Below are 20,747 nucleotides of genomic sequence, written 5' to 3'. Positions count from 1 at the left end.
TGGTGACTGACAAGACATAAACAAGGTCAGCAGGAATTTTTTACATAAATGGACATGAATGTATATAACCTAAAATAAGAATAAATTTTAATAAGGGCTGCCCAAAAAGAAAAAAATGCAGTTGCCATCCTATAGATACTTGCAGAAAGGATAAAATTTACTTTTAGACCTTTTGGGATAGCCCTTATTAATACTTCAGATAAAATTCCTTAGGTTATATTTTCAATCCTTTGGACCGGGTTTCCTCCTTGGCATACAGTCCCGGACGCCCGATTATGACATGGTTGGCAACGATACTATCCGCCGGACTGCGTATCTGCGGCGGTGCATTTTCGGGATATTGCGCCTGCCTGTTCCTCACATCTTCCGCTTCCGGCTTGAGCTGTTGCCCTTCATTCTCCTTTTCTGCGACTTCGGGCGTGGGTGGCGCAAGCTCCAGCTGAATTTTTCGGTCAAGGGCGGCAAGTTCGGACTTCAACTGCTTCAGCTCGTCCTCCTTCTTCCACACCTTACCCGCTATCTCCTGTAACTGCGGTATCTCCATCTCCAGCACCTCGTTCTTCGCCTTGTACTGGTCGATGATGGAGGGTATCCTCTCCATCGCGTTGAGGAAGTTGCGGGCGGCGGCCAACGGGTCAGCCATCGCCAGATGCCCGTTGTTGTAGGTGTACTTGTAGTTCCCCTCGACCACGAAGCGGTTGTCGGTGAACTCCAATCCCTCTTTGAGTATCCTTTCGCTCACCACCTTTATCGGAAAACCGTAAAGTTCACCGACCTGCGTGTACAACCCTCCGGTCGTGGCATTCTTGGCTATCTCCTGCAAACGCTTTCCGATGACCTTCTCATCGGCGGAATCCACTCCGTCCACCTTTATTATATTAAGGCGGTTGCCCTCCTTGTCGGTCTGCACCACCGACAGGAAGCGGTTCCAGTCCTCCGTCATGGCATCTATGAAAGCCGTGTTGTTGCGCAACTCGCCGGTCTTTGACTCCAGCTTGAACTCCGAATCACGCTTGCCCTTGTTGAACGACTTGCGTTCCCCTTCGAGCGATGCGATCCGCTTTTCCAGTTTCGCCTTGTCCAACAGGTCGGTATTGCCGGAGAGCAACGCCATGTATTCCGAGAAATTCATGCCCGATTTTTCGTCCATTGCCCCCTCGTCGATGGTACGCGCACCCATCGCACCGCTTTTGAGCTGGCTTATGAAAGTCTGCTTGCAGTGCAGGAGGTTGAACTTGTAGCTGTCCAGTGACTTCTCCACCGCGTAGATGATTACATCCACGTTGTTCCCGGCGAAATGTTTGGCAATCTCATTACCTGCCCTAACTCCGCGTCCGTCACGCTGTTGCAAGTCGGACGGTCGCCACGGCGTATCGAGATGATGGATAGCCACACACCGTTTCTGGGCGTTCACACCCGTTCCGAGCATAGAGGTAGAGCCGAACAGCACACGCACCGTCCCGGCGTTCATGGCGTCTATCACCGCCTTCCGCGCCTTGTCGGTCTTGCACTCCTGAATGAAGCGCACCTCGCTTGGCGGTATACCGTAGTCCTCCGTCAGTTTGCGCTTGATTTCCGAATAGACGTTCCACCCGTCGCCCGGCTGGTATGTCCCCAAATCAGAGAAAACGAACTGCGTGCCTTTCTGGGCGTCGTATTTTTGATAATACTCCGCGATCATCTTGGCACAGTGACTCGCTTTGTTGTCGGGATGATCTTCGTAATTCGGGTCTATCATGCGCATGTCGAGTGCCATTTTCCGGGCATAGTCCGTGGCGATGAGCATCTTCGCCTTTTCTTCCGTTTCCGAAAGCGGCAGCCTGCCCAACAAGGTGGCATCGCCCGTCTTGGCGAACTGCATCAGTTTCTGTATGAAGTCCTCCTGTTCCGGCGTGGGCGGTATATGGTGCAGTATCTCGTTCTTGGCAGGACGGTCAACGCCCACATCCTCCGCCGTGCGGTAGTCCGTGATTTCATTATAGAAGGCGGCAAGCTCCGGCACTTTGATGAAGTAGCGGAAACGCTCCTTCTGGACCACATTGTTCGTCACGTTAAATTCAAAATCCGTCGTCTTCTTGGCAAATATCGCCGCCCAAGCGTCGAAACACCTTATGTCCTGCCGTTCCAGCTCCTTCGGGCGCAGGTACTTGAACAGCAGGTACAATTCAGTCAGTGAGTTGCTGATAGTCGTGCCGGAGAGGAAGGTCGCACCCAAGTCTTTTCCTGTGCGCTCCTGTATGGTGCGTATGGCAAAGAGCATGTTAAGTGCCTTCTGGCTTCCCTCGCTGTTTCCCAATCCCGCCACACGGTCGTGGCGCGTGTTGAAAGTCAGATTCTTGAACTGGTGGCTCTCATCTATGAAGATGTGGTCGATGCCCATCTGCTTGAAATCCACCACGTCGTCCGTGCGTGACTTTATGGCGTGTTCCACCTTCTCCAGCTTCGCTTCAAGGTTGTGCTTGCGCTTCTCCAATCCTTTCAGCATCGCCCGCGACACGTTCTTTCCCTGCTGCCGTAGCACTTCGAGGTTTTCCTCCACCGTGTCAAGCTCTGCTTGCAGGATGCGCTGCTGCAATTCCGGCGACTGCGGTATCTTGCCGAACTGGTCGTGCGACATGATGACGCAATCGTAGTCGTTGTTCTTTATATTATTGAAGAAGCGCACACGGTTGGCGGTCGAAAAGTCCTTCTCCGAAGCGTACAGAATACGTGCGTTGGGATATGCCGCCTGATAGGTGGCTGCAATCTCCGCAACGTTGGCTTTCAGCCCGATAATCATCGGCTTGTGTGCCAAATTCAGACGCTTCATCTCATGCGCGGCGATGCACATTATCAGCGTCTTACCGGTTCCCACCTCGTGGTCGCAAATTCCGCCGCCGTTCTGTTTCAACATCCAGACGCAATCCATCTGTGAGGGATAGACGCTCTTGATACCCCGGCTTGCCAGCCCTTTCAGGTTGAGGTCGGGAAAGGTCTGATGGGAGCCGTCGTAGCGCGGGCGCACGAAACAGTTGAACTTGCGGTTATACATCGTCACAAGCCGCTCCTTGAACTGCGGCGACTGCTCTTCGAGCCATTCGGAGAAGCCGTTTCGTATCTCGTCAATCTTGGCGTTGGCGAGTTGTATTCCCTCGCTGTCGCGCATCTTGATGTCGTTGCCATGCTCGTCCTTGCCGATGGACTTCATCATGTCAGGGCAGGTGTTGTGCAGGGCGTGTTTTAGGAGGTGCATACCGTCATAGTTCCGGTAATACCCCTTCACCAGAAACTCGTCCGTGATTTTCATGGTGCGGTAGCCGCACACCACCGAAAACTCGTCCATGCTTGCGGAATAGGCGATTTTCACCTCCGTGTCGAACAGCCGGCTCATGTAGGCGGCATAGACACCCGTCGGAATCCAGCGTTCCCCGAAATTGAAGTCCAGATCCTCGAAGGCGATGCGCTGCGGCTCGGCATCTTTCAGAGCCTCCAACGCCTGCTTCACCTCCGGCATACGCTCATTTTCGGGATTGTCACCCATCCATGCCTCTATGCGTTCCGCTTTCTCTATGACATTTCCGGCGATGAAACGGTCTTTGATTTCGTAACCGGTCACGAGCGGATTGTAGTAGATGCGCCCTTGCAGGGCAGTGAGCAAATCCTCCGCCGTGCTGTCGGTTATCTCCCGCATATAGTCGAGATTGACCGTACCATATTTGTTGAGCGACGCAGACAGGGCTTCTTCGGGAGAGCCTACGTTGGCATGGCTCTCCACCGCGAAGGAAACAGGATGCTCGAAGATGTCCGCCTTGACGAACTTTCCGTTTTCCATCCGTTCCAGCGAAAGGATGTCGCGCCCGCCCGCATCCATCATCACTAACTTCACGTTCTGCTTGGCGTTGAGGTTGCCGTAGCGCATGACAAACTCATCGTAACAGGTATTCAGATGCTCTCGCCACGGAACATTTGCCTCGCGCCGGAGCGATTCATAACGGTACAGACGCTCGTAGGCGTCACGCAGCGACACATACAACAACGCCTTTTCCTTCTGGTATCCTTTCAGGTCGAGCGGCTGGAATGTCGCCCCGTATGGCGTGATGTCTTTCAGGTAGCCGATGTTATGACGCCCCCGGTCAGCCACCAGCGACCCTTCGCGCAGGTGCATCTCCGGCGTGCGGTGGTAGGCACGCGGAGAAAGGTCCACGACTTCCTCCTTCGGCTTTTCCGCTTCGATGTCGGGGAAAAGGAAAGTCCCCACCGCTTCCGATGGGGTATCTGTAACGGCAGGTGCGGCGACTGCCTCCGGCTGTGTTTCCTCCTGTCGTGGCTGCTCACGGGAAGTTTCCGGCACGGCTTTCACTTCCGTCTTTTCCGCCACTTGTTTCTCGTTATGCTGCCTTGCCAGTTCCCGAAGTTCTTTCCTACGCTCCGGCGTCAAACCCATCATCATTTCATAGAAACCGTTGATGGGAGGATTGGTATCCCAGTCCAGTGTGGCATAGATGTCGTCCGGGTCGGCAGGCTTGGCGGTGTTCTCCGCTTTCACCTCCTTATTCTCCATTGCGGGTTTTGCAGTTGGAGCTGTCGGTGTAACCGTGACTTTCGGTTTGGGCGGAGTGGACTTTGCCGTAACTGCCTTTTTCACCGTCTTTTTCTTTTTGGAGGTTTTCGGTTGGCTGACCTCTTCCGTCATCCCCCAGAGGTCAAGCAGGGTGAGCTGCACGCCTGCGGAATATTGCGGGCGCGGTTCTATCTCCGGCTTTTCATCTGCGGGTTGCGGCTTTTCTGTCGGAGTTTCCACCGTCTGCGCCGAGGATACTGTTTCCAATTTTATGGCAGGACGCTCTACTTTATTTTGAACGGCAACTTTTTCTTCCGTTCCTGCCTGCCGGATTGAACCCGAATACAAGCGCATGGCAAGCCTGTAATGGAAATCCTCGTCGAGCATACGGCGCAAATCCCCGGCGATGCCTGCTGCCTTGCCCTCGTGCAGATAAACCATAGCGGGCTTCCCGTAGGGGTCTGTGTCAAGTTTCGCCATCGTATGCACGATGCGTTCCGGGTGGTGGATGAAATAGGCGTTGTCGGTCAGGGCGGTTTTCGTGTCCGTCTGTATCACGGTCATCAGCCGCTCGTCCTGCGACATTTCCTTCTTGCTGAGGTTCTTTTGCAGGACAATCAGGTCACTGCCCACCTCCGTGCCCGCGTTGTCCGTGAACAGGTTGTTGGGCAGGCGTATCGCGGATACCAGATTGGCCTGACTGAACAGCTCGTTACGCACGGAGGTCTTGGTGCTATTCAATACCCCTTGCGAGGTGATGAACGCCACGATACCGCCGTCACGCACGGCATCCAGTCCTTTGAGAAAGAAATAGTTGTGGATGGTTTTCTGGGCGGAGCGTCTGCCGAAAGAGTCGCTCCGCTGAAACTCCGCGTCGAACACGGCAATGTCACCGAACGGAATGTTGGACACCGCCAAGTCGAAATAATTGTTGAACGGTCTTTCGATTTTCTCAAAACCGCAGGTGCGCATTTTCTGGTCGGGATAGAGATGCCTCAAGATTGTACCCGTGAGCAGATCCTTCTCGAAAGCCATCACATCCGCATTGGGGCTGTGCCGCAGCATGGAATCCACGAACACGCCGACACCTGCCGACGGTTCGAGCATACGGGCGGGGCGGACGCTGTAATCTGCCAGCACGTCCGCGATGGTGTCGGTTATCTCTTTGGGGGTGTAGAAAGCGGTCAGCACGGACGCTTTCAGCGAATCCACAAACCGCTTGTACTCTGTTTCGTCCTTGCTGTTCTCACGGATAAGCCTGTGCAGCTCCACCGTCGGGGCGAACAGTTCGAGGTCGGATTTCGCCCACCGGACGGCATCCGTCAGTTCCTTTGCAGGGTTGAGGATACATTTCAGACCGCCGAAACCGCAGTACCTTTGAAGTATGGCACGCTCTTCGGTTGTCGCTGTCCTATTTTCCCTGTCAAGGATGAATGCCGTCCGTATCGCCTCGATGTTGTCCCGCAGTTTCTGTTTGCGGTTAAACGCCATATTCGTCTAAGTAAAGGACGGTTGCTCCCGTCAGCTCCGTGTAGAGCAGGTCGTAATCGGAAGACAGGGCGAAATTGTCATCCGAGAGGTCATAGACGGAGAACACGTTGCCGACAAGCGGCAGCAGTTTCAGGACAAAGGCTTCACGCTTCTCTTCCGGCACTTCATCGGCAAACTCGTTTTCCACGACTTCGCGGAGGATGGCGTAACGGGAATAATGCAGCCCGCGCAGCAGCGTGTCCATCGCCAGTTCCTGCGCACCATCGGCGGGATAGCCTTCAAGCCGTGCCCTCTCATACGTTTCGGCGGCACGGTCGGCCCGTTCCCGTATGAAAGCGGTGTCGTCAGCCTGTTCAAACTTGTTCGTGCGGAGATAGTCCAGCAGGTACAGACCGTAATAGGAAAAGTCGGTCTGACCCTCGTTTTTCTTCTTGTTGTTCATTACTTTGGATTTAGCGGATTGATAATTAACGGGATAATCGGTTGGAAAAAGGAAGAAAAAGGCACTCGGTATCCCTCCGAGTGCCACCACTAAATCCAAAGTATGAGTGTAATCCGGTATCGAAGAACAATTCATTACTCTGAACAAGTGGCAAAGTTAATACTATTTCTTCCGTCCTGAAAATTTCTTGTCCTTTTTAGCCTCCGGGAACACAAAAGTCGTGTTATATTCCCCGTCAAAGGCGACAACAGCATCGAAACTCTTGCCCTGTTTGCTCTTGAACCCTTTGAGCAGCTTGGTATGCCCTTCGGTGAGCAGGTCTTTGATTTCATCGTCGGACAGGGTGCGTCCCGCTTTCAGCCGGAACACGGGCAGTCCGCACTCCGTGTTGTCGCAGCGTACCACCTTGCCGTAGAACCGCATCCTGCCCGTGCCACACTTGGGACACGCGCAGCCGGAGTCACGGCTGCCGAAGAGCTTGTCGCACGAGATCAGTTCGGAGGTTATCTCACGTGTGTACGCCTCTATCTCCTTGCGGAAGGTGTCGTCGGACAGTTCCCCGCGCTCGATACGCGCCAGCTCCTTTTCCCATTCGCCCGTCATGGCAACATCGGCGATGCGCATCGTCTTGACGACGGAATTGAGGGCAAGTCCTTTTTCGGTGGGAACAAGCGACTTCTTGCAGCGTTCCATGTAACCGCGCTTGAAAAGCGTTTCGATGATGGAGGCGCGTGTGGCGGGAGTACCGATGCCACAGTCCTTCATCGCCTGCCGCAGTGCGTCGTCCTCAATTTCCTTGCCCGCCGTTTCCATTGCCGAGAGCAGGGTGGCTTCGGTATGCAGCGGCTTGGGTTTGGTCTTTCCTTCGGTAATGGACGAGCCTTTCGGTGTCAGCGTGTCGCCTTCCTGCCAGCCGGGGATGGTAATTTCCTCTTTTTCCTCGCCATAGACGGCACGCCATCCGGTTTGCTTCACGACGCTGCCTTTTACGGTAAACTCCACTCCGGCACATTCCGCCGTGACAGTGGTCACATCCTTGACGCATTTCTCAGAGAATGCCTCGACCATGCGCCCGGCAATCATCTGATAGATGGTATTGTCCTCTTTGGAGAGGAAGAGCGGTTTCTCACCCGTGACGAGCAGGGCATGGTGGTCTGTCACCTTGCCGTCGTCCACGCTGCGGCGTGTCGGGGCGGCTTTTGCCCGCACCTTGTCTTTCCATTCGGGCTGCGTGCCGATGAAAGCGAGCAGTTTGGGAATTTCGGCAAACACGTCTTCGGGGATGTAGCGGCTTCCCGTTCTCGGATAGGTTATCAACTTCTTTTCGTAGAGTTTCTGCGCGATTTCAAGCGTCTGTTCCGCCGTGAAGCCGTGCTTGGCGTTGGCTTCCTTCTGGAGCGTGGTCAGGTCATACAGGAGCGGAGTTTCCTCTATCTTCTCTTTACGTTCGGCTTTTGTGACAGTGGCAAAGCCGGCTTCCTTTACCTTATTATATAGTGCTGTGGCAGGTTCTTTCTCTTTCCATTTCTTGGAAGATGAGAGTTTCACCACTTCGCCGTCGCCTGTGTCTGCGGCGATATGGAGCTGCCAGAAAGGTTCCACCGTGAAACGGCGGTTTTCCCAATAGCGAGCGCACACCATCGCCAGCGTGGGTGTCTGCACCCGTCCGACGGAATATGTGCCGTGTCCGGCTGCGATGGAGAGTGCCTGCGTGCCGTTGATGCCCACAAGCCAGTCGGATTCGCTCCGTGCTTTGGCGGCAAGGTAGAGGTTGTCGTATTTGTCGCCCGCTTCGAGGTTACGCAACCCCTCGCGGATAGCCTTATCGGTGAGCGAACTTATCCAGAGGCGCACGAAAGGCGTGGTACATCCGATATAATGGTAGAGGTATCTGAAGATAAGCTCACCTTCGCGTCCTGCATCGGTCGCCACAATGATCTGCTCGCTTTCCTTGAAAAGACGGGCGATGATTTTTATCTGCGACACCACGCCGCTGTCGGGTTTGTAGCCCTTCTCTGTCTTTTCCTGACGGGGAATGAGCGTGAAGGTTTCGGGAATGACGGGCAGGTTGTCACGGACGAAGCCGCGTATGCCGTAGCCGTCGGGCATGGCAAGCTGGACGAGGTGTCCGAACGCCCATGTCACGGCATAGCCGCCTCCCTCGAAATATCCTTCCTCTCTCTTTGTCGCGCCTACGATGCGGGCGATTTCACGTGCCACGGATGGCTTTTCTGCAATGATTGTCTTCATGCTGTTTTACTTTTTAATGGATTATTACTTTGGATTTAGTGGCGGACACGGGATGTTACATCTTCATGCCCTTGTTGTTTTTCTTCTGAGGCTTTTCCTGCTGCTTTTGCTGTTTGTCGTCTTTCGGAGCGGTCTGCCCTTTCAGCAACGGCTCTTTCAGGTTCTTGGTCGCCTCGTTGGTCTTTCCTTCGCTGTTCACCGCCACCTGTGTGCGGCTCTCGTTGGACGGGGCGACCTTCTGCGCGTTGTCGGGGTTGGTGTCGTAGCGGTACGGACGTCCCTTCTCCGGGTTGAACTTGATGTACATCGTGGCGTGGAAGCCTTGCTTGTCGGTCACGTTCTCCAGTTTGATGGCTTTGCCTGCCGCGTAATCGGCTTTCTGCTGGTCGGTGAAGTTCACACCGCTCCATTTGCTGATGGGGCGGATGCTGCCGTCGGCGTTCGTCCACGTGTTGCGGCGTTGCTCTTTCTGTGGGGCTGCGGAGTTTTCCATGCCCTGAGCCTGTCCCTGCGTGGGATTGTTCTTGGCTTCCTGCGTCTGGGCGGTACGGGGCGACCTGCCGGTTCCCGGTACGAACTCCACGCCTCGCTGCTCTACATTCACTTGGAGGGTGGTGACGAACTTCCTGCCGTCGTTACGCTCGATGAGCTTGTCGCGCACGGGCAGCCCGGCACGCAACATATCCTGTTCCTGTTTGGTGATTTCCGTCTTTCCGATGCGCTCCGGTATGCGTACCTTGTTTGCTGGTATGTCTGTGATTTCATTCGTCTTGCGGTCTATGCTGATGAACGAGGGGATGATTTCACCCGTTTCCCTGTCCACGATGTCCACGACCCTGCCGAGGTTGCCCGTTTCGCGCAGGTTCTTACGGTCTTCGTCGGAGAACTTGTGTTCCTTGTACTCGTCGAGTTTCTGCTCCTTGCGGATGAAATGCGGCACGAGGCTGACATTGCCTTCACCGTCTTTCTTGAAGGAAAGGCGGGCATCCAGCTCGAAAGCCTCGCCGCCGAACTTGGGCGACACTTTCACCAAATCGGACTTGCCGTAGTTGAGCATCTTCTGAAGGTCGCCGGACTTTTCAAGGTCGTCACGTTTCACGCCCCATTTCTCTTCCAGCTCCTGCCAGTTGATTTTGCTCTCGTCAATGGGCTGGTAGCCCCGTCTGCCTTGCGTCTGTTGTTGCGGGCCTTCCTGATTCTGTTCCTGCTTCTTTTCCATTTCTTCCTGTTTTGGGGTTTCTTTGGGCTGCTCTTCCTGCTTTTGTTCCGTCTGCTCCGTCTTTCCGGCGGTCTGTTCTTCCTTCACCTGCTTTTCGTAGCCGGAAGTGTCCACCTTGTGGGGCGCAAGCAGTTCCTTGTTGGCTTCGGGGTCTTTCAGCAGGTCTTTCATCACCTCCATCAGTTTGTCGGCTTGGTCTGCCGCGACACGGTAGAAACCGAAGCGGCTGGGTTCCTTGCACTGCCGGAAGAAGTTTTTGAAGAAGTTGTCCAGCACGTCGCCGTGGCGGTCGAATTGCAGGAAACTCTGCGCGTTCTCCGCTTTCGCGGGGGTGCGCTTGGGGGAACCGTCGGCATCCAGCCCGGCTACCACGCTGATCTCGCCCGTCTTCTCATCACGGACTATCAGCACGTCCTTTTCGCTTTTTTTCTTTGCCATTTGAAAAATGTTTTAATGGGTTATTTTTGAAAGAAATTATGGATACGAGCCTTGTAGAAGGCTATATCTTCCTTTTTGAAGTCCTTTACGTGTCCGGAAAGGAACGTCAGCACGTCCTCTTCGCTGTAATAGGTCTTTTTGCCGAGCGTCTTGTACGGCAACGCGCCGATGCTGCGGTAGCGTTGCAGGGTACGCTTGCTTATCTGGAGCAGCATACAGAGGTCTTGGTTGTCGAACATCCTGATACGCTCCATCGGGTTCGGGGCTTTGCCGGACGGCTGCAAGGACAGCAGCAGTTCGTCCTGACGGTCGAGCCGTTCCATCAGCTTCCGCATCCAGCTCTCAAAATTGTTTCGGGTAAGCAGTTCCATATGTCACGTCCTCCTTCTTTTGGGTTTGCCGCCGCCCGTGCGTAGCGTATGGTTGCGTTTCAGTTCCGTCGGTGTCGCCGCGTCTTCCATGACGGTGCAGTCCGCAAGCAGGCGGTCGATTTCAGACTGTCGGTAGCGGCATTTGCCGCGCAGCACTACATAGCCGATGCGATGCTCGTTACGCATACGCTGGAGGGTGCGGGTACTCACATTCAACAGGTGCGCCGCCTCACGGGTGGTGAGCAACCTGTCTGCGGATTTTTCCTTTCTTTCGCCGGAAACGGCACGCACGTGTGCCGCTATCTCGGCTATCTGTTCCGTCAATGCGGTGAAAGCGGAACTTTCCATCGTTATTACTTTCATATTCAGTCCTTTCTTTTGGTTTCTGCGGCAAAATTCGGCAATAAACAAAAGGGGCTTTAACAGCTCACTACGTGTCTCACGTAAGATTTTTATTGGAAATGGCTCCATTACCCGGACAGACGGCGCAACATACAGCCTTTCAGCGGGAAACGATATGCGTTCATGAGGATGGCGTTACCTTTGCGGCAAACCTGAAATGTTTTGAATATGGAAATTGTATCTATCGAGAAAAAGACCTTCGAGATGATGGTGGCGTCCTTCAACGCCCTCTCGGAGAAGGTTGCCGCCCTGAGGCGCAAGAGCGACGGCGGGCGGTTGGAAAGATGGCTCACGGGCGAGGAAGTCTGCGGGCAGTTGAGAATCAGCCCGCGCACGTTGCAGACGTTGCGCGACAAGCGGCTTATCGGCTACTCGCAGATAAACCGCAGGTTCTATTACAAGCCGGAAGAAGTTAGGAGGCTGATTCCGCTTATCGGTACGCTCTATCCCGGCGGCAGGTAATCTTATTATTCACCCACTGAATCCAAAGTTATGATGAACGAGAACAACGATGTTTTTACACTGGAGGACGAGCCGCTTGCCACCGTGGTGCAGAATATGCGCAAAGGCTCTAAATGGCTCTCTGCATTTTTGGAAAACTACCGTCCACCGCTGGACGGGGAACGTTACCTGACGGACAGGGAGGTGGCGGAGTTGCTCCGTGTGAGCCGCCGTACCTTGCAGGAATACCGTAACAACAGAGTGTTGCCCTTTATCCTTTTAGGCGGGAAGGTGCTTTACCCCGAATCGGGATTGCGTGAACTGCTGGAGGCGAATTACCGCAAACCGATGGAGTAATGTCCTGACATTCCGGAATAAAATGCGTACCTTTGTGGTTAAAACGAATACCATTATGCTTCGGAGTGAATTTGCAAAATTGTTAGAATCCACAATAATTCCTGAAGGAATTGAGCAAGAGGACATAAAATCCCGAATCTATCCTATAAGTGCAGCATTGATGTCAATGTTGCCACAAAAACTGTATAGATATAGGAGTTGTTCAACATTAAACCTTGATGCTTTTGACAAGGATCTGGTTTATGCTGTTACTGCTGATAAGTTTAATGACCCCTATGACACTCTTGTTTATTATAGTTTGGATAATATTCAAGAGCAAATGAGAGCTTGTTGTACAGAAGAATTTCTTGAACAATTCAAACAGATACTTGAAACTAAAGATTTCGAATTTCCTCCAAGTGTAATCCAATTTTTCGGAAGAAACAATTTGACAGGTTTAAAAAAACAGGTAATATCGTGTAACGGCATAAATCCATTGACATTAGCTCTTTTTAGTGTTGTAATGGAAAACATATTGAAAGAAATCCTATTAAAAATGGGGGATACATTAAAGGTCGTATCTACAATAGCATGTTTAAGTGAAAGCATAGATTCTGTTATAATGTGGAGTCACTATGCCCAAAATCATGAAGGGTTTGCATTGGAATATGATTTAAGGTTCTTATTAGAACAAGGAGAAATGAATTGTTGTATCTTGCCTGTTATATATGATAATAACCGCTTTGATGCAAATAGTTTTATTCAATGGTATATAGCAAAGAGCTTGGGGCTGGATGTTAAAAATATAGATTCACTATCGCATTTGAAAATGGCTATTCACAAATCCACACAGTGGGAATATGAAAATGAATGGCGTATTATTCATTCAGAGAAACAACCTGCCGCACATTCTCGTGCAACAAGCCTGAAAATTGTTCCTAAAGCAATCTATTATGGAGAGAGAATTTCAAACATCCACAAGAAAACTTTGCATTATATAGCACAAGAAAAAGGAATTGCGGAATATGATATGTACATTGATTGTGGCTCGTTAAAGTATGAGATGTTATATAAGCCATCTCAATTTTGATACCTCATATTCTTTAGCACATAATTTGTATATTCAAAATTGACTATTTTAAAGTTAAAACGGACAGCTTGATGGTTGTCCGTTTTTAATTGATTTTCATCGTCTTTTCAGCAGTAACCGCCTTTTCCGCTATGTACGAATAACATGTAGGCGGTATGCTTGTCTTTTGCAAGTGCCTTGTCCATCAGCCAGCGGCGGAAAAGATGGGCATGGTATGTGCTCAGCCGAAAGGTGACGGGGATGATTATCTCAAGCGAGTAAACATCCGCATACAGACCGTTTTCAAGTTGGATGTAGCGGCATGCCTCGTAGTCGTTCAGCACGTCCGTTTTGAGGATGGCTTTGATGGCGGCGTTCACTGCCGGGACACCCGTGTGGAACAGTCTGGCGATTTCTCCGGCGGTCATCCATACATCGTTACCGGTTACGCTGACCGCCTTGTCCTCAATGATGATTATGTCACGTTTCATGGCTTCTCTGTTTTAGATGGTACGACCTGCAAATTCTTCGATTTGGTTCAATCTCGCGGCAAGGTTCTCCATGTCTTGATTGAGCTTCTCTTTGGTTATTTTCGCGTATATCTGCGTTGTCTTTATGCTTTTGTGTCCCAGCATGGAACTGACCGTTTCGATGGGTACGCCGTTGGAGAGGAACACCGTCGTGGCGGCCGTGTGGCGGCTTTGATGCCATGTAATATGCTTGGTGATACCGCAACGCTTGGCGACGGCACGGATTCCGGCAAGGCACGTGTTATAGTGGGGTACGGGGAATATCCTGCCGTCCCCACACAGCCCACGGTATTTGTCGATGATGCGCTTCGCTATGTCGAGCATACGGATGTTGGACACCACACCCGTCTTCTGGCGGTTGATGTTTATCCACTCGTGTTCGTCAAAGTAGGTGCGGATATTCTCTTCCGTCAGGTTGCGCATATCGGCGAACGACAAGCCCGTGAAGGCGCAGAACAGGTATAAATCACGATACAGTTCTTGCTTCGCATTCTTCAGCTTACCTTCCATCAGCAGGCGGATTTCATCTTTCGTCAGAAAGCTGCGGGTCGTTTCCTCCTTCTTGATTTCATACTCGCGGAACGGGTCGCGCGTGAGCCACTCATTGTTGATGGCGATGAACACCATCGTCCGAAGCGGGCAGACATACAGCCACACGGTGTTGGTGCAGCAGTGTTTGTCCGTGCGCAGGAACATTTCAAAATCGGAAATGAAAGCGGGGGTAAGCTCTTTCAGGGCGATGTCCTTCACGTGGTAGCGGATGGTGAGGAACTCTTGCAGGTGCTTGTAAACGATCTTGTATTTGTCAAACGTGCCTTTGGCTTTCATGCCTGCCTCCACCTGCTTGGCATAGTCCTCGTTGTGTTGCCGGAACACCTGCAATAGCGTGTGGTAGCGGTGTTCCAGTCCAAGAAAGGCGTTTTTCACCTTTTCCGCAGTGACGAAGTTGTCACGCTCCATGATTTCCTGATAGTGCTTGTTGATGCGTACGCGCATCTTGTCGAGCATACGGTTCGTTTCGAGTGCAGCCGTGCTTCTGCCCGTGACACGTCCTCCTTTGGTGTCCCACAGCTTAGGATCGACGGTCAGTTTGCAGCTGAACTGTGTTTGGCTGCCGTCCACCGTGATACGTCCCATGACGGGTACTGTCCCGTCCTTTTTCACTACCTGACGTTTGAGGTAGTAGATAACTGAAAATGTACTCTTCATCGTCCTTAATTTTTTTAGGTTCAAAATTAGTCGGTGAAGAATCCTTCGTCGGTACGCAAAACACGGAGGAACGACGCAATCTTTTTCCGTAACTGGATTTGTCGCGTGAGTTGTTAGTAACTCACTATATCACAACGCCTTGTTTTGCCATTCGTGCCAATTTCGTCACCTATATGGTGTGGTTACGAACAAGTAACGTTGCGACGTCTTGACTTGGCTTCGGCAAGGATTGTGGTGGCGTTGGAGATAATCGGCTGCTTAAATGAAACCTCTGTAAATCAATTCTATTACTTCATTCTTCTGTATTCCACTTTTTTGTAGTATCTTTGTAAATCAAATAAATTATTCATTTATAAAGGGAATTTTAAAACATTAAAACAGAAGAAACGAAAACAAAAAGAGACGTAACATTGTTGTAATCAAAATAATAAAAACTAACTTTGTCACTGAAGTTTTCTATCTAATGAGCACAAAATTAGCGAGATTGATATTTTCGATATTGTTGGTGATAACAGAATCATCTGTTAATGCACAAACTCTTTTAGCAGAAACGTATACTTCGGTAGATAGTTTGTCTGTTTCTGCTCAGGATTTACTTCCTGCAAAGAAAAAAATCTTCAAGAAAATCCTCGATTACTTTAATGATGCTAATAAAGGAGATAAGAACAAGAAGTTTGATTTCAGTATTATTGGGGGACCTCATTATTCTAGTGATACAAAGTTAGGACTTGGATTGGTGGCGGCCGGACTTTATCGGACTGAGCGGAGAGATACAATTTTGCCTCCTTCTAATGTATCATTGTATGGTGATATATCAACTGTCGGTTTTTATCTGTTGGGAGTTCGAGGTAATCATCTTTTTCCGAAAGATAAATACCGCTTGAATTATAATCTATATTTCTATTCGTTCCCAAGTCTATATTGGGGCATAGGGTATGCCAATGGTGTGGACAATACGAATGAAAGTAAATACGATCGTTTTCAGGCTCAGTTTAAGGTGGATTTTATGTTTAAAATGGTAAAGAATTTCTATATAGGTCCTATGGTAGAGTTCGATTATGTGAAAGGATATGATTTTGAGAAACCAGAACTCTGGGAAGGAATGAATTCACGAACAATTAGTTTTAGTTTGGGCTTTTCATTGCTATACGATTCGCGTGACTTTCTGACGAATGCTTATAAAGGTTATTATTTAAGAATAGATCAGCGTTTTAGTCCTAATTTCCTTGGAAATAAGTATGCATTCAGTAGCACGGAATTAACTACAAATTATTATCATTCTATTTGGAATGGTGGAATATTAGCAGGGCAGTTTCATACCTTATTAAATTATGGTGACCCTCCTTGGGGGTTAATGGCTACTTTGGGAAGTTCGTACTCCATGCGTGGCTATTATGAGGGACGTTATCGTGATAAGTGTGCTATGGATGCCCAAGTGGAACTTCGTCAACATGTATGGAAACGAAACGGAGTGGTGGTATGGGTGGGAGCAGGAACCATATTTCCGGAAATATTGGAATTCAAGTTAAAACATATTCTCCCGAACTATGGCTTCGGTTATCGTTGGGAATTTAAGAAAAGAGTAAATGTACGTTTAGATTTAGGATTTGGAAAACGTCAGACTGGTTTTATATTTAATATCAATGAAGCTTTTTAAGGAAATAAAGAAATGGTTTGATAACCAAGAACACTTGTTTTATTTGTTCTTGGGAATTTTGATAGTACCTAATATAGTACTTTGTTTTACAGAACAGATATCATTGGTTGCAAAGATATGTAATGTGCTGTTACCATTATCAGTTTATTATTTCGTAATGACTTGGTCAAGGAATTGCAGCAGAACATTTTGGGTATTATTCCCGTTTATCTTTTTGGGAGCTTTCCAGATTGTATTGTTATATCTTTTCGGGCAATCTATTATTGCAGTCGATATGTTTCTGAACTTGGTGACGACAAACTCAAGTGAAGCTTTGGAATTGTTGGATAATTTGATTCCGGCTATCATAATTGTCGCTATTCTTTATATTCCCGCTTTAATTTTGGCGATGGTATCTATTGTGAAGAAAAAGAAATTATCTGAGAATTTTTTATGTAGAGAACGGAAACATGCCTGGGTGGGATTAGGAATAGGATTATTGTCGTTATGTGCCACTTACCTAATGGATAACCGTTATGAATTAAAATCAGAATTATATCCTGCCAATGTATGTTATAACATTGAGTTGGCTTTTCAGAGGACTGTTTTAACACAGAACTATCAGGACTCATCGAAAGATTTCACTTTTCATGCGAGATCTATTCATCCGATGAGAAAAAAAGAAGTTTATGTAATGGTAGTAGGAGAGACTTCTCGTGCAAATAACTGGGGGATATATGGTTATAACCGTGATACTAATCCGAAACTCTCTAAAGTTTTTGGACTGACTGCGTTTAATCATGTACTGACGGAGTCCAATACAACGCATAAAAGTGTTCCGATGTTACTTTCTGCTGTAAGTGCTTGTACTTTTGACTCCATCTATCATCAAAAAAGTATAATAACTGCATTCAAAGAGGCGGGGTTTCAGACTGCTTTTTTATCTAATCAGCGTTATAATCATTCTTTTATCGATTTTTTTGGTAAAGAGGCTGATACTTATGACTTTATTAAAGAAGATATTCCTAATTCCAGCTACAATCCATCCGATGATGAATTGTTGAAACTTGTATCTGTAGAATTGGCGAAAGGTACAGGTACTTCTAAGCAATTTATTGTATTGCATACTTATGGTTCCCATTTTAATTATCGTGAACGTTATCCGTCGGATAGTGCTTTCTTTTTACCTGATTTTCCTGTAGATGCAGAAGTGAAATTTAAAGATAATCTGATAAATGCATACGATAATTCCATTCGTTATACAGATAATTTTCTAGCCCGTCTCATATATCTATTACAGGAACAGGATATAGACGCTGCTATGCTTTACACTTCTGATCATGGAGAGGATATATTTGATGACAATCGTCATCTTTTTCTGCATGCGTCGCCTGTGCCATCCTATTATCAGATACACGTTCCTTTTTTGATATGGATGTCCGACAGCTATCGGAAGTCTTATCCGGAACTCCAGCAGGCCATCCAGTTAAATGTACAGAAGAACATTTCTTCAAGTATCTCTTTTTTTCAGACTATGTTGGAATTGGGTGGGATAGAAACTCCTTATCGTAATGACTCTCTTTCCGTTACTAATATTTTATTTACAGAAAGACCGAGAGTTTATTTGAATGATCATAATGAGGCTCGATCATTGAATGATATTGGGATGCGGGAGGAAGACTTTGAAATGTTACAGATGAAAGGAGTAGATATAGAATAAGATATAGCCCATTTCTACCATTTTGTAGTCTCATTGATATGATAAAATATAGAGAAATAAAAAAATAGGGAGCAAAAAACATTGTCCCTTTTGTACACCCTCAGGGACTCGAACCCTGGACCCACTGATTAAGAGTCAGTTGCTCTACCAACTGAGCTAAGAGTGCATTCCTATTTTTTTTATTTGCGGGTGCAAAAGTACCCCTTTAATTTTATCCAACCAAACAAAACAACGTATTTTTTCGATGAAATCGACGTTTTTAGTCAAATATATATAATTCAGATGGTGTGGTACGTTTCAAAGCACATAAATGAACATCCTTCCCTACGATTATGCCTTTTTCTCTTAATTTCCATTCTACGGTTTTGTAAGCCAATTCTGGATGATTGTTGTCCTTACTTAGATGGCAAAGCCAAATATATTGTAAATGTTCCGTGATATTTTCAGCAAGAAATTCAGCAGTAGCAATATTGCTCATGTGTCCGGTACGACTGGTAATACGTTCTTTCAGGTACTGCGGGTAAGTGCCCATACGTAACATTTCTTCGTCATAATTAGCTTCTAATATCAGATAATTTGCTTTGAGGATATATTCAGCTGCGGTGGGGGTAATTTCTCCAAGGTCAGTGAGGAAAGAAAATACTTTTCCATCTATTTCAATACAGTAACCTACATTATCTGTACCATCATGGGGAACTTCAAAAGATTCTATACAAAAATCCTCCAGCTGCATAGGCTGCTGTTTTTCCAGATAACGAACAGATGAATATAACTTCTCCGTCATACAATAACTTCTATTGATACCTTCATGAATACGTGCTGTTGTGTAAATAGGTATATTCAATTTTTCACCTAATCCACCTACTGCTTTAATATGATCGGCGTGATCGTGAGTGACAAATACTGCGCGTATAGTTTCTATTCCAATACCTACCTCTTTCAATCCTTTTTTAATAGTACGTACTGCAATGCCTGCATCTATAAGTATTCCGTATTTTTCAGTGCCTATATAATAACAGTTGCCACTACTGCCACTTGCAAGGCTTATAAATCTTATTTTCATTCTAATCTCCTAAATTAAAAGCCGTCACTTTTAGAAAAAGTGACGGCAAATATACGTAAAATATACAATATAAGTAACTATGCTTTCTTCTTTTTGTCGATGAATTCGGTGGTTTTAGCGAAAATCAGCAGAGCTATTGCCGCTATTAATCCAATACCCGCAAAGTAATACCAGATGTAATGTGCATTGGCACTGGCAGTTTCCCAGGCTTCCCGGGTTGGGAACAAGGCGGGATCGGGGCAGTATTTGGTTAATAAAACCCCGGCTATACCAAATCCGAAGATTGAGGATAAGAATGAATGTAGATGACTGAACCCTAAATACATACCTTCTTCTCCTTTGGGAGCTTGGAAAGAGAAGTATTCCAGATAACGGGGCGAAATGAAACACTCTGCTAGAGCTTGTACAACAATTCCGAGAATCATCATTAAAGTGATATTACTCATTCCGGTAATTACATCATTACCCAGCAGGTTGCCGCATGCCATCAGCAAGGCTGACACCGGAATGAGGAACATACCTACGTTCATGGAAGTAATGGCGGTGCGCTTTGCCATCCACCGAGTGATGAAACTGACACAGCAAACAACCACAAATGGATTGACATTGGCTATCCATCCCGGTTTTGCCGTTTCGCCCGCCATACGGATTACGTACTTGGGCATAGTGGCATACAACTGTTGCTGAACCATCCAGAAACCTGTTACAATCAGGATCAGAATTAATAAACGCCAGTTGGTGATAATACGCAGAAAACCTTTACCGATTTCACGCATGCTCTTTCCTTCGCCTGCCGTATGTGCCGACTTATATAAAAGGATAACGGAGAGCAGCGCCAATATGGTCATCGTGCCCGAGAAGTAATTGATATAGATATAGGCTTGATCTCCGATGGCATTGCGTAATGGGTCTACGACGGTTTTACCGGTGAATGCACCGAAGTTCACCATCATATAAAAGATGGAATAGCCACGGGCACGGGTAGCCTCGGTTGTTTCTTTGGCTACGGAGGCCGAAATGATGGACTTTATAAATGAACCGCCTATCATAATTACAAATAATACGGGGACAATCATCCAGCGGTCGTTACTGTCCGGTAGTCCGGAAAAACGGGTTGTTTCACCATATTCTACCAGTCCCGCCGCTTCCAGCAGAGTGGGCAACAGTCCTAAGCCCAGATATCCGATTGAAAGTAAGGAAAAGGCAATAATCATAGATTTCCTGAAACCTATCTTGTCGGCATACGCTCCTGTAAATATGGGTAACAGATAAAGTCCGCCCGAGAACAGACCGGAAATCATACTCGCTTCAAAATCATTGAAACCTAAAATACTCGAAAGATAGATGGTAAGAATAATAAAGACGGCATAATATGCCATGCGTTCAAACAGTTCTACTGTGTTGCTTACCCAAAAGGCTTTACTAAAACCTTTGGACGTAGTTTGGGGTGATTGGGTCATCCTTTACGTTGTTTTTTATATGGTTTGATTGAAAAATGATTGCAAAAATACATTTTTAGGGTATTATATGCAACCCCTTTATATGTAATCGCCGGAAAAATTGTATCTTTGTTTAATAATCTTTCATAAC

At 48.1% G+C, this 20,747-nt stretch carries 15 protein-coding genes and 1 tRNA gene; 5 read left to right on the top strand and 11 right to left on the bottom strand.

Annotated elements, in window-relative coordinates; all coding sequences use genetic code 11:
* Positions 1-214: 214 nt before the first annotated feature.
* The 6 genes from C1A09_RS06335 to C1A09_RS06310 all read right to left on the bottom strand — a co-directional run bounded on the left by C1A09_RS06335 (position 215) and on the right by C1A09_RS06310 (position 11,114).
* Positions 215-6,031 carry a helicase-like domain-containing protein gene (locus C1A09_RS06335; protein ID WP_004291462.1) on the bottom strand — a complete coding sequence of 1,939 codons (5,817 nt, stop codon included), beginning with the start codon at positions 6,029-6,031 and terminating at the stop codon, positions 215-217.
* The gene (locus tag C1A09_RS06330; protein WP_004304266.1) at positions 6,021-6,473 is read right to left on the bottom strand and encodes a DUF1896 domain-containing protein; all 453 of its coding nucleotides are present in this window, start codon (positions 6,471-6,473) and stop codon (positions 6,021-6,023) included. Before C1A09_RS06330 ends, C1A09_RS06335 begins: the two co-directional genes overlap by 11 nt.
* A 162-nt stretch (positions 6,474-6,635) precedes the next feature.
* Entirely contained in the window at positions 6,636-8,723 is a 2,088-nt protein-coding gene (locus tag C1A09_RS06325) for a type IA DNA topoisomerase (RefSeq protein WP_032542968.1), read from the bottom strand.
* 55 nt (positions 8,724-8,778) lie between these two features.
* A complete protein-coding gene (locus C1A09_RS06320; RefSeq protein WP_005809263.1) occupies positions 8,779-10,380 on the bottom strand; it encodes a DUF3945 domain-containing protein in 1,602 nt (533 codons plus the stop codon).
* Between the two features lie 20 nt (positions 10,381-10,400).
* Positions 10,401-10,751, bottom strand: a complete 351-nt coding sequence (locus C1A09_RS06315) for a helix-turn-helix domain-containing protein (RefSeq protein ID WP_032538123.1) — start codon at positions 10,749-10,751, stop codon at positions 10,401-10,403.
* 3 nt (positions 10,752-10,754) lie between these two features.
* Positions 10,755-11,114, bottom strand: a complete 360-nt coding sequence (locus tag C1A09_RS06310; protein ID WP_032538124.1) for a helix-turn-helix domain-containing protein — start codon at positions 11,112-11,114, stop codon at positions 10,755-10,757.
* A gap of 207 nt (positions 11,115-11,321) precedes the next feature.
* Here C1A09_RS06310 and C1A09_RS06305 point away from each other — a divergent pair, with 207 nt between their 5' ends.
* The 3 genes from C1A09_RS06305 to C1A09_RS06295 are packed head-to-tail and all read left to right on the top strand — an operon-like array spanning position 11,322 to position 13,020.
* Entirely contained in the window at positions 11,322-11,615 is a 294-nt protein-coding gene (locus C1A09_RS06305; protein WP_023056835.1) for a helix-turn-helix domain-containing protein, read from the top strand.
* Between the two features lie 30 nt (positions 11,616-11,645).
* Positions 11,646-11,951 carry a helix-turn-helix domain-containing protein gene (locus C1A09_RS06300; protein ID WP_032538125.1) on the top strand — a complete coding sequence of 102 codons (306 nt, stop codon included), beginning with the start codon at positions 11,646-11,648 and terminating at the stop codon, positions 11,949-11,951.
* 34 nt (positions 11,952-11,985) lie between these two features.
* Complete coding sequence (locus C1A09_RS06295; RefSeq protein ID WP_245874968.1) at positions 11,986-13,020, top strand: DUF2971 domain-containing protein; 1,035 nt, start codon at positions 11,986-11,988, stop codon at positions 13,018-13,020.
* A gap of 107 nt (positions 13,021-13,127) precedes the next feature.
* On the opposite strand, the gene C1A09_RS06290 is transcribed toward C1A09_RS06295, so the two are convergent.
* Positions 13,128-13,490 carry a hypothetical protein gene (locus tag C1A09_RS06290; RefSeq protein ID WP_005809276.1) on the bottom strand — a complete coding sequence of 121 codons (363 nt, stop codon included), beginning with the start codon at positions 13,488-13,490 and terminating at the stop codon, positions 13,128-13,130.
* 12 nt (positions 13,491-13,502) lie between these two features.
* Positions 13,503-14,738, bottom strand: coding sequence for a site-specific integrase (locus C1A09_RS06285; RefSeq protein ID WP_032542969.1), 1,236 nt, complete (start codon positions 14,736-14,738; stop codon positions 13,503-13,505).
* 463 nt (positions 14,739-15,201) lie between these two features.
* Between C1A09_RS06285 and C1A09_RS06280 the strand changes: the two genes are divergently transcribed.
* The gene (locus C1A09_RS06280; RefSeq protein WP_101542858.1) at positions 15,202-16,395 is read left to right on the top strand and encodes a BamA/TamA family outer membrane protein; all 1,194 of its coding nucleotides are present in this window, start codon (positions 15,202-15,204) and stop codon (positions 16,393-16,395) included.
* Entirely contained in the window at positions 16,382-18,094 is a 1,713-nt protein-coding gene (locus tag C1A09_RS06275) for a phosphoethanolamine transferase family protein (RefSeq protein ID WP_101542857.1), read from the top strand. Before C1A09_RS06280 ends, C1A09_RS06275 begins: the two co-directional genes overlap by 14 nt.
* Positions 18,095-18,187: 93 nt before the next feature.
* Here C1A09_RS06275 and C1A09_RS06270 read toward each other — a convergent pair.
* The 3 genes from C1A09_RS06270 to C1A09_RS06260 form a co-directional block, all read right to left on the bottom strand.
* A tRNA-Lys gene (locus C1A09_RS06270) sits at positions 18,188-18,260 on the bottom strand.
* Between the two features lie 93 nt (positions 18,261-18,353).
* Positions 18,354-19,157 (bottom strand): MBL fold metallo-hydrolase, encoded by an 804-nt coding sequence (locus tag C1A09_RS06265; RefSeq protein ID WP_101542856.1) that lies wholly within the window; start codon positions 19,155-19,157, stop codon positions 18,354-18,356.
* 77 nt (positions 19,158-19,234) lie between these two features.
* A complete protein-coding gene (locus tag C1A09_RS06260; protein WP_101542855.1) occupies positions 19,235-20,617 on the bottom strand; it encodes a peptide MFS transporter in 1,383 nt (460 codons plus the stop codon).
* Between the last annotated feature and the right edge of the window lie 130 nt (positions 20,618-20,747).

Origin of the sequence: Bacteroides cutis (assembly GCF_900241005.1) — a bacterium.
Classification (GTDB): Bacteria; Bacteroidota; Bacteroidia; order Bacteroidales; family Bacteroidaceae; genus Bacteroides; species Bacteroides cutis.
The sequence above is the reverse complement of the archived record's forward strand: the minus strand, read 5'-3'. Positions and strand labels throughout refer to the sequence as shown.